The 13780-nt window shown below is 70.3% G+C and carries 10 protein-coding genes; 4 read left to right on the forward strand and 6 right to left on the reverse strand.

What is annotated here, in order from left to right:
- Positions 1–113 precede the first annotated feature (113 nt).
- Both acnA and AW271_RS07720 read right to left on the reverse strand, forming a co-directional pair.
- Positions 114–2852 carry an aconitate hydratase AcnA gene (acnA, locus tag AW271_RS07715; protein ID WP_062334086.1) on the reverse strand — a complete coding sequence of 913 codons (2739 nt, stop codon included), beginning with the start codon at positions 2850–2852 and terminating at the stop codon, positions 114–116.
- 143 nt (positions 2853–2995) lie between these two features.
- Positions 2996–3715: a metal-dependent hydrolase gene (locus tag AW271_RS07720; RefSeq protein WP_062334089.1), complete on the reverse strand. Its 720-nt coding sequence runs from the start codon at positions 3713–3715 to the stop codon at positions 2996–2998.
- 420 nt (positions 3716–4135) lie between these two features.
- Between AW271_RS07720 and AW271_RS07725 the strand changes: the two genes are divergently transcribed.
- From AW271_RS07725 to AW271_RS07740, 4 genes are all read left to right on the forward strand, one after another.
- Entirely contained in the window at positions 4136–4858 is a 723-nt protein-coding gene (locus AW271_RS07725; RefSeq protein ID WP_062334092.1) for a PadR family transcriptional regulator, read from the forward strand.
- Between the two features lie 11 nt (positions 4859–4869).
- A complete protein-coding gene (locus AW271_RS07730) occupies positions 4870–5343 on the forward strand; it encodes a DUF1707 SHOCT-like domain-containing protein (protein WP_157553958.1) in 474 nt (157 codons plus the stop codon).
- A gap of 24 nt (positions 5344–5367) precedes the next feature.
- Positions 5368–6447: a HesA/MoeB/ThiF family protein gene (locus AW271_RS07735; protein WP_062334098.1), complete on the forward strand. Its 1080-nt coding sequence runs from the start codon at positions 5368–5370 to the stop codon at positions 6445–6447.
- Positions 6448–6676: 229 nt separating this feature from the next.
- A complete protein-coding gene (locus AW271_RS07740; RefSeq protein ID WP_062334100.1) occupies positions 6677–7285 on the forward strand; it encodes a DUF6879 family protein in 609 nt (202 codons plus the stop codon).
- Here AW271_RS07740 and AW271_RS07745 read toward each other — a convergent pair.
- The 4 genes from AW271_RS07745 to AW271_RS07760 form a co-directional block, all read right to left on the reverse strand.
- Positions 7239–8648 carry a sugar porter family MFS transporter gene (locus AW271_RS07745; protein WP_062334102.1) on the reverse strand — a complete coding sequence of 470 codons (1410 nt, stop codon included), beginning with the start codon at positions 8646–8648 and terminating at the stop codon, positions 7239–7241. The two genes, AW271_RS07740 and AW271_RS07745, sit on opposite strands and share 47 nt — an antisense overlap.
- A gap of 282 nt (positions 8649–8930) precedes the next feature.
- Positions 8931–11387, reverse strand: coding sequence for a polynucleotide kinase-phosphatase (locus AW271_RS07750; RefSeq protein ID WP_062334104.1), 2457 nt, complete (start codon positions 11385–11387; stop codon positions 8931–8933).
- A complete protein-coding gene (locus AW271_RS07755) occupies positions 11384–12769 on the reverse strand; it encodes a 3' terminal RNA ribose 2'-O-methyltransferase Hen1 (RefSeq protein ID WP_062334106.1) in 1386 nt (461 codons plus the stop codon). Before AW271_RS07755 ends, AW271_RS07750 begins: the two co-directional genes overlap by 4 nt.
- Before the next feature lie 72 nt (positions 12770–12841).
- Positions 12842–13753: an LLM class F420-dependent oxidoreductase gene (locus AW271_RS07760; RefSeq protein ID WP_062334108.1), complete on the reverse strand. Its 912-nt coding sequence runs from the start codon at positions 13751–13753 to the stop codon at positions 12842–12844.
- Positions 13754–13780 lie beyond the last annotated feature (27 nt).

Here is a 13780-nt window from a genome sequence, read left to right on the forward strand (position 1 = left end):
CGGTGGGTGGGGCCGGGGTGGGCGGAGCCGTAACGGAAAGGAGCCTTTGAAGGGCCTTTGAAAGGCGGAAGCCGCCCGGGTCGGACCGGGCGGCTTCACAGGATGAGATGCGGTTACTTCGCGAGCAGGGACCGGAGGACGTACTGCATGATGCCGCCGTGGCGGTAGTAGTCGGCCTCGCCGGGGGTGTCGATGCGGACGATCGCCTCGAACTGCTTGTCGCCCGCGCGGACGGTCACGGTCGCCGGGGTGTGGCCCTGGTTGAGTTCCTCGACGCCGGTGATCTCGAAGGTCTCCTCGCCGGTCAGGCCCAGGGACGTGGCGGTCTCGCCCTCGGGGAACTGGAGCGGGAGCACGCCCATGCCGATCAGGTTGGAGCGGTGGATGCGCTCGTAGGACTCGGCGATGACGGCGCGGACGCCGAGCAGCGCGGTGCCCTTGGCGGCCCAGTCGCGCGAGGAGCCCGAGCCGTACTCCTTGCCCGCCAGGACGACGAGCGGGGTGCCGGCGGCCTGGTAGTTGACCGAGGCGTCGTAGATGAACGACTGCGGGCCGCCCTCCTGGGTGAAGTCGCGGGTGTAGCCGCCCTCGACACCGTTGAGCAGCAGGTTCTTCAGCCGGATGTTGGCGAAGGTGCCGCGGATCATGACCTCGTGGTTGCCGCGGCGGGAGCCGTAGCTGTTGAAGTCCTTGACCTCGACGCCGTTCTCCTTGAGGTAGTCGGCCGCCGGGGTGCCCGGCTTGATCGAGCCCGCCGGGGAGATGTGGTCGGTGGTGACCGAGTCGCCCAGCACCGCGAGCACGCGGGCGCCGGTGATGTCGGTGACCGGCTCGGGCTTGGCGGGCATGCCGTCGAAGTAGGGGGCCTTGCGCACGTAGGTCGAGGCCGGGTCCCACTCGAAGGTGTTGCCCGTCGGGATCGGCAGCGACTGCCAGTGCTCGTCGCCCTTGAAGACGTCGGCGTAGTCGCGCAGGAACATGTCCTGGCCGATCGACTCGGCGACGACGCGGGAGACCTCTTCGGGCTCGGGCCAGATGTCCTTGAGGAACACCGGTTGACCGTCAGAGCCGGTGCCGAGCGGCTCGTTGTTCAGGTCGAGGTCCATCGTGCCGGCGAGCGCGTAGGCGACCACCAGCGGCGGCGAGGCCAGGTAGTTCATCTTCACGTCGGGGTTGATGCGGCCCTCGAAGTTGCGGTTGCCCGACAACACGGCCGTGACGGCGAGGTCGTTGGCCTGGATCGCGGCCGAGATCTCCTCGGGCAGCGGGCCCGAGTTGCCGATGCAGGTGGTGCAGCCGTAGCCGACCAGGTTGAAGCCGATCTTGTCGAGGTAGGGCTGGAGGCCCGAGCGCTCGAAGTAGCCGGTGACGACCTGGGACCCCGGCGCGAGCGAGGTCTTCACCCACGGCTTGCGGGTCAAGCCCTTCTCGACGGCGTTCCTGGCCAGCAGGGCCGCGCCGAGCATCACGTAGGGGTTGGAGGTGTTGGTGCACGAGGTGATCGCGGCGATGGTGACCACGCCGTGGTCGATCTCGAAGCTCGTGCCGTCGGCCAGCGTGACCGGGACCGCCTTGTGGGGGCGGGGCGCGCCGGCGCGGGCGTTGGAGGCGGGCGCGTCGGAGGCCGGGAACGACTCCTCGACGGCCTCGTCGACGCCGTCGCCGTCGAAGTCGGTGACGTAGTTGCGCACGTCGCGGCGCCAGATGTCCTTCGACTCGCTGAGCGAGATGCGGTCCTGCGGGCGCTTCGGCCCGGCGATCGACGGCACCACGGTCGCGAGGTCGAGCTCGATGTACTCGGAGAACTCCGGCTCGGCCTGGGGGTCGAGCCAGAGGCCCTGCTCCTTGGCGTACGCCTCGACGAGGGCGATCTGCTCGTCGGTGCGGCCGGTCAGGGACAGGTAGTTGATGGTCTCCTGGTCGATCGGGAAGATCGCGCAGGTGGAGCCGAACTCGGGGCTCATGTTGCCGATCGTGGCCCGGTTGGCCAGCGGCACCGACGAGACGCCCTCGCCGTAGAACTCGACGAACTTGCCGACGACGCCGTGCTTGCGCAGCATCTCGGTGATGACGAGCACCAGGTCGGTGGCGGTCGCGCCGGCCGGGAGCTTGCCGGTCAGCTTGAAGCCGACCACCCGCGGGATGAGCATCGAGATCGGCTGGCCGAGCATCGCGGCCTCGGCCTCGATGCCGCCGACGCCCCAGCCGAGAACGCCGATGCCGTTCTCCATCGTGGTGTGGGAGTCGGTGCCGACGCACGTGTCGGGGTAGGCCTTGCCGTCGCGGATCATGACGACGCGGGCGAGGTGCTCGATGTTGACCTGGTGGACGATGCCGGTGCCCGGGGGCACGACCTTGAACTCGTCGAAGGCGGTCTGGCCCCAGCGCAGGAACTGGTAGCGCTCGTGGTTGCGCTCGTACTCCTTCTCGACGTTGCGCTGGAAGGAGTCGGGGCCGCCGAAGAAGTCGACGATGACCGAGTGGTCGATGACCATCTCGGCGGGGGCCAGCGGGTTGATGCGGGCCGGGTCGCCGCCGAGGTCGCGCACGGCCTCGCGCATGGTGGCCAGGTCGACGACGCAGGGCACGCCGGTGAAGTCCTGCATGATCACGCGGGCCGGGGTGAACTGGATCTCCACGCTCGGCGCGGCGGACGGGTCCCACTGGCCGAGGGCGTTGATGTGGGCCTCGGTGATGTTCGCGCCGTCTTCGGTGCGCAGCAGGTTCTCCAGCAGGATCTTCAGGCTGTACGGGAGGCGCGCCGACCCTTCGACCCTGTCCAGCCGGTAGATCTCGTACGACGCGTCACCCACGCGCAGTGTGTCACGGGCGCCGAAGCTGTTCGCGGACACGAAGTCTCGCCTCCCCAGAGGTTTGCTGTTGACAACTCGCCCGGCCATCCTCCCGTACGCACAGGAGGGGTTGATCGGTCAGGCTCGCCTAACCTTGGGCGAATATCTCTTGATGTCAAGATATCGCATTCTCGCGCGGGATCTCACATCGGCATGAGGCGCAGGAACAGCAGCGCGAACACGGCGACCGACAACGTCGGCGCGAGGATCTTGGTCTCGAACTTCCGGCCGGTCTTCAGGCCCCAGTCCCACGGCAGCAGCCACTTGTGCTTGAGCGGCCAGAGCACCGGGCAGCCCCGCTCGGTCAGGCAGTCGCCCAGGACGTGGACGAAGCAGCCGATCCCGATCGCGAACCCCAGCCAGGCGTAGGTCACCCCCAGCCCCCAGAACGCGGCGAATATGCCCCCGGTCAGCACGACGTTGACCACCGCCGAGGCGATCTTGTTCCCCGGCACCCCGATCCCGACCGCGCGTAACGCGAGCCCGATCGACAACACGACGAGGATGTCCTGCCCCACGGTGAACCGCGTCGCCAGCAGATGGGCCCCGATCCCCATGAGGACCGCGAACAGCAGCGAGTGGGTCGCCTTGCGGTGCCCCCCGCTGACGAAGTTGACCCCCTTGCTGAGCAGCCACGTCACCGGCCCGAACGTCTGCGCGATGGTCGCGCTGGGGTGATCGAGGTCGGGCAGCATGGCCGCACCCGCGCAGATGATCGCCCCGGCGATCAACTCGGCCGGGGACATCGCGGTGGCGAACGCCAGCGACGGCTGGAAGTCGAACACCGAGGGAAGCGCCTGCAACCCGGGCGCGATGCCCAGCCAGACGATCGCCCCGGTCAGCGCGTGGGAATGGCCCATCATGTCGAGATCACGACACGGCAGCGTACGGCAAAGGTACGACAAAACCCGCGAGCCACACGCATGCGGCCCGACTCGGGGCTTCTGCTCTTGATCGCGAGGCGCGGCCGCCCGAAGGGCGGACGGGCCTCGGGCGTCCGAGACGCCGACGGCCGAAGGACGGCGGTGGCTCGGACGTTGAATCTGCCCAAATCAAAGTCGAATCTGCCCAAAAAACAAGACGGGACTGCTCCGCTCCAAGAGCACCCCCCAGCCCTCTCAGCGCGGAACAATCCCGTCTCTGCCCAATGTAACGGAGCGGTCTCAGCACCTGTTCCCCGACATCCCATCTTTTTTCGTGACTTGAGTCACTTGTGGCTTTTGCTTGTCGTCGACATGTTCTCGATATATCTTTGAGGCATCGCGTAACACTCTGGAGGACACATGACCAACGCACACGCCGCCGGCGGCCCCTGGGCCCACCCCCACGAGTTCCACCGGGAGATCCGCAACCTCAAGGCCGCGCTCAAGGAGAACCTGCGCGGCTTCGCCGCCACCTGGGAGACCCCGGCCGGCGGCCCCCACGACCACCGCCATCGAGGGCATCGGGGCCGGGGCGGCCCGTGGGGCGGCGGGCCGGGGTTCGGGCCCGGCGGGCCCTTCGGGCCGGGCTTCCCGTTCGGGCCGCGCGGCTTCGGCCGGGGACGCAAGGCCAAGCGGGGTGACGTCCGGGCCGCCATCCTGGCGCTGCTGTCGGAGGAGCCGCGCAACGGCTACCAGATCATCCAGGAGATCGCCGAGCGGTCGCAGGGCGGCTGGAAGCCCAGCCCCGGCGCGGTCTACCCGGCGCTCCAGCAGCTCACCGACGAGGGGCTGGTGCGCTCGGAGGAGGCCGACGGCCGCAAGACCTTCACCCTCACCGACGCCGGCCGCGCCTACGTCGCCGAGCACCAGGACGAGGTCCGCGCCCCGTGGGAGGAGATGACTCCCGACATCGGGGACAACGTCCACGAATTGTTTGATTTGTCGCGTCAGGCCGCGTCCGCTTTGTTCCAAATCGCGCAGACTGGAAGTGAGAGCCAGGTGCGTCAGGCCAAGAAGATCCTGGCCGAGACCCGGCGCAAGCTCTACCAGGTCCTGGCCGACGGCGACACCGACGAGGAGTAGTGACCCGTCTCATGACCGCTGACCGTGTTCCGCCCGCCGCGATGCGCATCGGCGACAAGGAGCGCGACGAGGTGACCGTCTTCCTGCACGACGCGTTCGCGCAGGGGCGGCTCACCCGCGAGGAACTCGACGAGCGCCTCGACGTCACGCTCGCCGCCAAGACCGCCGGCGACCTGGGCGTCGTCCTGGCCGACCTGCCCGGCGGGCAGGGTGTCGGCGCGGCCCCCGTCCCCAAGGCGCAGACGCCGCCGGGGATCGACATGGGCAACTGGGGATACCACCTCGCCCGTCCTCCGCACATGCGGGTGCGGCGCGGGCCCGGACCGGGGGCGTTCGTCCCCTTGATCGTCGTGGCGTTGATCGCGATGATCCTTACGGGTGCGGTGTTCACGGTGTTCAAGATCCTGTTCTTCCTGTGGATCATCTCGCTGGTCGTGGGGGCGGCCACGCGGCACGGACGCCGTACACCCACGCGGTTCAGATGAGGCGTCGCACGGGGGAGATCGAGATTGCGGTTTCCGCGGGTCAAAGCGGAGCACCGCCCGTTCCGCACCACCGAGGGGACCGTCCGGATCGGCGGCGAGATCTACGGGCTCGCCGCCGAGATCGACGACCCCGGGGGCTGGGTCTGGGCGGCCCTGTCGCTGCTCGACGGGCGGCGCGGGCCTGAGGCGGTGGCCGCGCGGCTGATCGTGATGTTCCCCGATCTCAGTCCCGGCGAGGCGCGCGGCGTCGTCGACGACCTGGTCGGCTCCGGCTACCTGGAGGAGGCGACCGCTCCCCCGCCGCGCGGGCTCACCCCGCGTGAGGTCGACCGCTACAGCCGCAACCAGGCCTTCTTCCGGGGCGTCGACCTGGTGCCCGGCCACAGCGCGTGGGAGACCCAGCTCGCCCTGAAACGGGCGCGTGTTGTCGTGGTGGGGCTCGGCGGCACCGGCAGCCACGCCGCCTGGGCGCTGGCCGCGATCGGGGTCGGACGGCTCCACTGCGTCGACCCCGATCTGGTCGAACTGTCCAACCTCAACCGGCAGCTGCTCTACGCCGAGGCCGACGTCGGCCTCCCCAAGGCCGACCTGGCGCGCGACCGGCTGGGCGCGGCCAACAGCGACATCGTGGTCACCTCGGCCCGCCACCGCGTCACCGGCGAGACCGACTTACGATCACTGGTCGACGGCTACGACGCCCTCGCCCTCTGCGCCGACGAGCCCAGGGGCGAGGGCATCCGCGTCTGGGCCAGCCGGGCCTGCGCGGCGGCCCGGGTGCCATGGGCGGGCGGCGGCTACAACGGTCCGCTCGTCACCGTCGGCGTGTTCGACCCGCCGAACGGCGCCTGCTACGAGTGCGTCGCGGCGGCCGAGCAGGCCCACCGGCCCGACGGCGGGATCCCCGACCTCGGCGGCCCCGGCGTGACCGGAACCTCGGCCGGCATCTCCGGCCATCTCGTCGCGCAGGCGATCGTCTCCCTGGTCACGGGGGTGCCCGAGGTGGCGCCGGGCTACGTCCACGGCATCAATCTGCTCTCGCCCGACCACCACGTCTACGCCCGTCATCCCGGCCGCGCGGGATGCCCGACGTGCTTTGGGTCTTGACGGTTCCGGGGGCCGCCTTACGATCACCTCGTGTCGGGGAACCGGGACGGAAGGTAACGGGATGAAACAGTCGCAAAACGACGCCACGCCCAGTACGCCCGTCAGACGGCAGATCACCATTCGCCGCCTGGGACGTAACGAGACAGCCATCTGCAGCAACTCGTACGGGAACTGACCACCACTTCGGGCCGGCGAGTGGCGCGGATCGCCGGACCCGCCAGGAGGATGTGTGCGGGAGATCGTGCAAGGCGCACCCGGGGTCATGCTCGACCGGCAGGCGTACACGACCGAGTTCTACGGCCTCTACCGGGAGATGGAGGGGGTGCTCTGGAAACTCGAGCGGGCCCAGCACTTCCACGAGCCCTACAGTCCGAGCTGGGTCGCCTGGGCCGGGGGCGACTGGGACCGGGCGATGGAGCTGATCGAGGAGTCGGCCGGGGAGTTCGCCGCCGACGTGCCCGATTCGGTGGAGCTGCGGCGGTTGCGGATCGCCGAACGGCCGCTGACGGCGTACCTGCGGTGGGAACTTCAGGTTCTCAGGGCGCGGGCCAGGGCCGGCGAGCGCGCCCGCGTGCTCGACGCGGCGGCGGTGGGGCACCTGGAGCGGGCGGGGCCGCTCCCCGAGATCCTGGTCCTGTCCCGGGATCTCATGTACGAGGTCCGCTACGACGACATCGGCGCCCACCTCGGCGGGCGGCGGATCACCGACAGAGACGTGATCGCGGCCTGCGTGACGGAGCTGGAGGTCCTCTACGGCCAGGCCGACGCGCTCGGCCCGTGGCTGGCGGAGGCTACCCCATCTCCTCCAGTCTTCGGCCCTTCGTCTCCTGCACGATGAACACCACGAACAGGTACGACAGCGCGGCGAAGACGGCGTAGCACAGGTAGGTGAGCGCCAGGTTCCACGCGGCCAGCGGCGGGAACGTCACGGTGATCGCCCAGTTGGCCAGCCACTGCGCCGCCGCCGCGACCGACAACGCCGCCGCCCTGATCCGGCCGGGGAACATCTCGCCCAGCAGCACCCACACGATGACCCCCCACGACAACGCGAAGAACAACACGAACGCGTTGGCCGCGATCAGGGCGACGGCGCCCTGCACGGCGGGCAGCTGCACGATCCCGTCGACGCTGCGGCTGTAGCTGAACGACCACGACGCCACGGCCAGCGCGATCGCCATGCCGGCCGAGCCGACCAGCAGCAGCGGGCGGCGGCCGACCTTGTCGACCAGGGCCATGGCGATGAACGTGCCGACGATGTTGATGATCGAGGCGGAGAAGCTGATGAGCAGCGAGTCCGACTGGGTGATGCCGACCGACTGCCACAGCACCGACGAGTAGTAGAAGATCACGTTGATGCCGACGAACTGCTGGAACACCGACAGGATGACACCGACCCAGACGATCGGCAGCAGCCCGAAACGCGGTCCCCGCAGGTCGCCGAGCCGGGGACGCCGCCGGGTGCGCAGCACGCTCCTGATCTCGGTCACCCGTTCGTCGAGGTCGACGTGCTCGCCCTCCAGATCGCGCAGCACCTCGCGGGCCTGCTTCTCGCGCCCGGCCGCGACCAGGTAGCGGGGCGACTCGGGGATGACGCTGGCGAAGGCCAGGAAGATCAGGGCGGGCACCAGGCAGGCGCCGAGCATCCACTGCCACGCCTGCAGAGGCCCCAGGTCGTTGTTGACCTCTCCCCCGGCCCACAGGTTGATGGCCAGGTTCACCAGCTGCGAGACGGCGATGCCGAGCACGATCGCGAGCTGCTGGAACGAGCCGAGCCGCCCCCGGTAGGCGGGCGGGGCGACCTCGGCGATGTAGGCGGGCCCGAGGACCGAGGCCATGCCGATCGCGGCCCCGGCGAGCACCCGCCAGAAGACCAGATCCCAGATGGCGAACGGCAGCGCCTGCCCGACGGAGCTCACGGCGAAGATGACCGCGGCCAGCCGCATGGTCTTGGTGCGGCCCCAGCGGTCGGCGAGGCTGCCGGCGAACCAGGCCCCGACGGCCGAGCCGAGCAGCGCGATGGCCACCACCGCGCCGATGGTGAACGGGCCCACGTTGAAGTAGCGCTGGATGCCCACGACCGCGCCGTTGATCACGGCGCTGTCGTAGCCGAACAGGAATCCGCCGATGGCGCCGGCCGCCGCGATGAACGTGACGTAGCCCAGACGCTCCTGCCGTCGTACGGCTACCGGTGGACCCCCCATGCAGCCTACTTGCCCACGATTACGACAAGTAGCGCAATGGCTACACTAAGGGCCCATTACCGGATTCGGACTCTGCTTTTCAGGCACACAGTGCAGTGCTGCACCACGACATTGCCGATGCGCTCGGTGTCCTGCCAGTCATGACGCAGGTGGAACCATGGTCTTCTCGATGCACGTTCATTCATGAGTGATCGCAAGTTCACGCTCTGTCGTCTGCCCCGATGTTAGGCCCTCATAGAGGACCCTGGGGGTGACGAACGTGTCGCTTCCGTGAAGGCCCGCTCACAAGCGGGGGTCGACAGGCTCACACTCCAGGGCGAGCACGGCGAAAACCGCCTCATGGACGCGGTGGAGCGGCTCACCGGCCGCCAGTCGCGACAGCGCCTCCACCCCCAGGCTATGCTCGCGCAGCGCCAGCGACCGCTTCCGGCCGAGGAAACGTCTGCGCAGCTCGTCGAGCGATTCCAGGTAGTCGGGGCCGTAGATGATGCGCAGGTACTCGGGCCCGCGCACCTTCACGCCCGGCTGCACCCGGCCGCCGGGGTGGGCGACGGGCTTGACCACCATGCCCTCGCCGCCGGCGTCGGTGAGCGCCGTCCACCAGTCGACCGCCGCCCCGCGCTGGTCTTCCTGCTCCAGGTCCACGTACGTGTGCCGGGTGGCGTGCACCAGCGGATGCGCGACGGCGGCCAGCCGGTCGAGGTGCCAGTCGTGCGGCCGGGTCACGGCCGTGGCGCCCTCGGCGCAGGCGAGGATCTGGAAGGGCGCGAACCGCAGACCGGAAAGACCGGAAACGGGCTCGCAGTAACGGGCATACGCCTCGCGGAACCGGGCAGCGTTGATCTCGCGGCGCCGGGCGCGGTCCAGTATCGATCCCACATCCAGACCTCGCCCGGCCGCCGCCTCGAGCGCGCGCACCGCGACGGGCAGCGCGGCCCCGGCGGCGGCGCCGACCGAGGCGTACTGGCCGCGGATCAGCTCACCGGCCTTGGCCGACCAGGGCAGCAGTTCGCCGTCGAGCACCAGCCACGGGGAGTCCTCCAGCAGCGGCGCGAACGCCTCGCGCAGCCCGGCCACGAACCGGTCCTGCAGGTCGCCGGCGAAGAAGGGGCGGCCGGTCCGGGTGAAAACCGTGCCGGCGCCCTCGACGCCGAACCGCGCCCGGGCGTCGTCGGGGGTGCGGGCCAGCACGACGATCGCGCGGGAGCCCATGTGCTTCTCCTCGCACACCACCCGGGTCACCCCGGCGGCGGCGAACTCGGCGAAGGCCTCGTCGGGGTGTTCGAGGTAGCCGTCCTTCTTCGAGGTCTCCGGCGGGGCCATCGTCGGCGGCAGGTAGACCAGCCAGCGCGGGTCGACCGCGAACCGGCTCATGATCTCCAGGGCGGCGACGGCGTTCTCCTCCCGGACCTTGATCGTGCCGCCCGGGGTCTCGACGTAGCGGTCGCCGGTGACGTCGCCGATGTCCAGCACGTCGGGCTCCCGGCCCCGCGAGGTGAGCGGCCGGGCGGGCTCGTACCAGACCTTCTCGGCCGGGACCGAGACCAGTTCCCTCTCGGGGTAGCGCAGCGCGGTGAGCCGGCCGCCGAAGACGACGCCGGTGTCGAGGCAGATGGTGTTGTTGACCCATTCGGCGAGGGTGGTCGGGGTGTGGCCGTAGACGACCGTCGCCCTCCCCCGGTACTGCTCGGCCCACGGGTAGCGGACCGGCAGGCCGTATTCGTCGGTCTCACCGGTGGTGTCGCCGTAGAGGGCGAACGACCGCACCCGGCCCGAGGCGCGGCCCTGGTACTCCTCCTTGAGGCCGGCGTGCGCGACCACCAGCTTCCCGCCGTCGAGGACGTAGTGGCTGATGAGGCCCTGCATGAACGTCTTGGCCCGGACGTTGAACGCCTCGTCTTCGAGGGCGAACTGCTCCAGCGACTTCTCCAGGCCGTGGGCGACCCGCACCTTGCGGCCGTCGAGGGCGCGTACCAGCTTCTGCTCGTGGTTGCCCGAGACGCACAGCGCGGCGCCGCGCTCGACCATGTCCATGACCCGGCGCAGCACCCCCGGGCTGTCGGGGCCCCGGTCGACGAGGTCGCCGACGAACACGGCCGTGCGGCCGTCAGGGTGGACGCCGTCGACGTAGCCGAGCGCGGCCAGCAGGGTGTCCAGCTCCGAGGCGCAGCCGTGCACGTCGCCGACGATGTCGAACGGGCCGGTCAGGTCGGTCTTGTCGGTCCACGCGCGCTCGTAGGAGATCACCGCGTCGTCGATCTCGTCGCCGCGCAGCACGTGGACGCGGCGGAACCCGTCGCGGGAGATCTTCGACAGCGACTGGCGCAGGTCGTTCCGCTGCCGGCGGATCACGTGGGAGCCGAAGTCGCGGTCGGGCCGGACCGCGTTGCGGGCGACCGCGACCTCCTCCGGCACGTCGAGCACGATGGCGTCGCACAACACGTCGTGGCTCTTGGCCAGGGCGACCAGCGCCTGGCGGGCCTTCCACTGGACGTTGGTCGCGTCGACCACGGTCAGCAGGCCGCGCCGCAGCCGCACGCCGACGATGTGGTGCAGCAGGTCGAACGCCGCCGGGGTGGCGGCCTGGTCGTTCTCGTCGTCGGCGACCAGCCCCCGGCAGTAGTCGGAGGAGATGACCTGGGTGGGCTTGAAGTGCCTGCGCGCGAAGGTGGACTTGCCGCTGCCGGACACCCCGACCAGCACGACCAGCGACATCTTCGGAACACTGATCTCGGTCATGCCGGGTCCTCCTTGCCGAAGACGGCCATCTGGGTGGGCGAGCCGACCTCGGGGTCGTCGTCGCCGACGGCGCGGAACTCCACCTGGTAGCCGTAGCGTGCGGCGACGCTCCGCGCCCAGTCGCGGAACTCGGCCCGGGTCCACTCGAAGCGGTGGTCGGGGTGGCGCAGGCCCGTCAGGTTCTCGTAACGCGGGTTGTATTCGGCGTTGGGCGTGGTGACCAGCACGTGGGCGGGCTTGGCGGCGCCGAAGACGACCCTCTCCATGGCCGGGAGCCGGGGCGGGTCGAGGTGCTCGACGACCTCCATCAGGACGGCCGCGTCGTATCCGGCGAACCGGGCGTCGGTGTAGGTGACCGATCCCTGGAAGAGGTCCACCCGCTCGCGGGTCCGGCTGCCCATGCGGTCGAGCTTGAGTCTCCGGGCCGCGACCATGAGCGTGTGGGCCGACACGTCCACCCCCGTGATCTTCGGTACGCCCTGGTCGAGCAGGGCCGTGATCAGCTGCCCCGTCCCGCAGCCGAGGTCGATGACGCTGCGCGCCTGGAGCTCGGCGAGGGCCGCCACGACGGCGTCCCGGCGGAGGGTGTTGAGGGGGATGCGCACCTCCTCCTCGGCCGGCGGCTCCAGCGTCTCCTCCGCGTCGTCGCCCACCTCGGCCAGCCGGGCGAAGGCGGCCCTGGTCAGGGCGGTGCGGCGGTTGAGGAACCGGCGGGTGATGAGGGTGAGGTCGGGGTGGGCGGCCAGCCAGCCCTCGCCCGCGCGGATCAGCTTGTCGACCTCGTCCTCGGCGATCCAGTAGTGCTTGGCGTCGTCGAGGACCGGCAGCAGGACGTAGAGGTGGTTGAGCGCGTCGGCGAGCCGGAGCTCTCCGGTGAGCGTGAGGGTGACGTAGCGGGAGTCGCCCCACTCGGGGAAGGCCGGGTCGAGCGGGATCGGGTCGGCGGTGACGTCCCAGCCCATGGGCTCGAACAGCCGCCGGGCCAGCGCGGGCCCGCCCCGGCACGGCAGCGCCGGCAGCGTGATCTCCAGCGGGATGGCGGTCCCGGCCAGCTCCGGCCGGGCGGCGCAGCGGCCCGACCTGGCGGTCCGGAACACCTCGGCCATCGCGGTCGACAACAACGACGACGCGGCGTAGGGACGGTCGTTGACGTACTGGCCCAGGCTGAAGTCGGGGGTGGTCTTGCCCTGGGTGCGCGCCAGGCGTACCGGATCGACGTCGAGCAGCAGGGCGGCGGTGCACCTCCGGTCGGTGGCCTCGGGGTAGAAGACGTGGGCCGTCCCGAACGCCCGTGGGAACTCCTGCACCCGATCGGGATGCTTGTGCAGCAGGAAGCCGAGATCGGTCGCCGGTTCACGGGTGGTCGAGATTGTCAGCAGCACAGGGAGAAGTGTGCCCTGCCGTAAATGCCGGGAGCGACCGGGTTTCCCCGGTCGCTCCGGTGTTCTCGCCTCTCAGACGTGCGGCAGGACCTCGCGCGCGATCAGGTCGAGGTGGTCGAGGTCGGACAGGTCCATGACCTGGAGGTAGACGCGCTCGGCGCCCAGTTCGCCGAAGCGGCCGATCTTGTCGACGACCTCCTCCGGCGTGCCCGCGATCCCGCCCGACCGCAGCTGCGCGGGCGACTGGCCGATGGCCTCGGCGCGGCGGGCCACCTCGGTCTCGTCGGCGCCGACGCAGACGGTCTGGGCGACGGAGTAGACCAGCGACCGGCCGGTCTCGGCGGCGGCGGCCCGGACCCGGGCGAAGCCCGTGGCGACGTCGTCGAGGGAGCGGAAGGGGATGTTGTACTCGGCCGCGTAGGCCGCCGCCAACCGGGGGGTGCGGGTGGCGCCGAAGCCGCCGATGATGATCGGGAGGGGGGTCTGCACCGGCTTGGGCAGGGCCGGGGAGTCGGTCAGCTGGTAGTGCGTTCCGGCGTACGAGAACGGCTTCTCGGCCGCCCAGAGGCCCGTGACGATCGCGAGCTGCTCCTCAAGACGGTCGAAGCGCTCCTTCACCGGAGGGAAGGGGATGCCGTAGGAGCGGTGCTCGGCGTCGTACCAGCCGGTGCCGAGACCCAGCTCGACGCGGCCGCCGCTCATCTGGTCGACCTGGGCGACGCTGATGTCCAGCGGGCCGGGGAGGCGGAAGGTCGCGGGGGTCACCAGGGTGCCGAGCCGGATCGTCGTGGTCTCGCGGGCCAGCCCGGCGAGGGTGATCCAGGCGTCGGTCGATCCCGGGCCGGGATCGTCGGCGTCGAACGCCTGATAGTGGTCGGATCGGAAGAACGCGTCGAACCCCAGCCGCTCGGCCGCCCGCGCGACCGCGAGCAGATCGTCGTAGGTCGCGCCCTCCTGGGGCTCGGTGAAGATCCTCAACTTCATTCGGCCATTATCGCCGTCCGGCCCTTG

The organism is Herbidospora sakaeratensis (genome assembly GCF_001570525.1).
In the GTDB taxonomy this organism is placed as follows: domain Bacteria; phylum Actinomycetota; class Actinomycetes; order Streptosporangiales; family Streptosporangiaceae; genus Herbidospora; species Herbidospora sakaeratensis.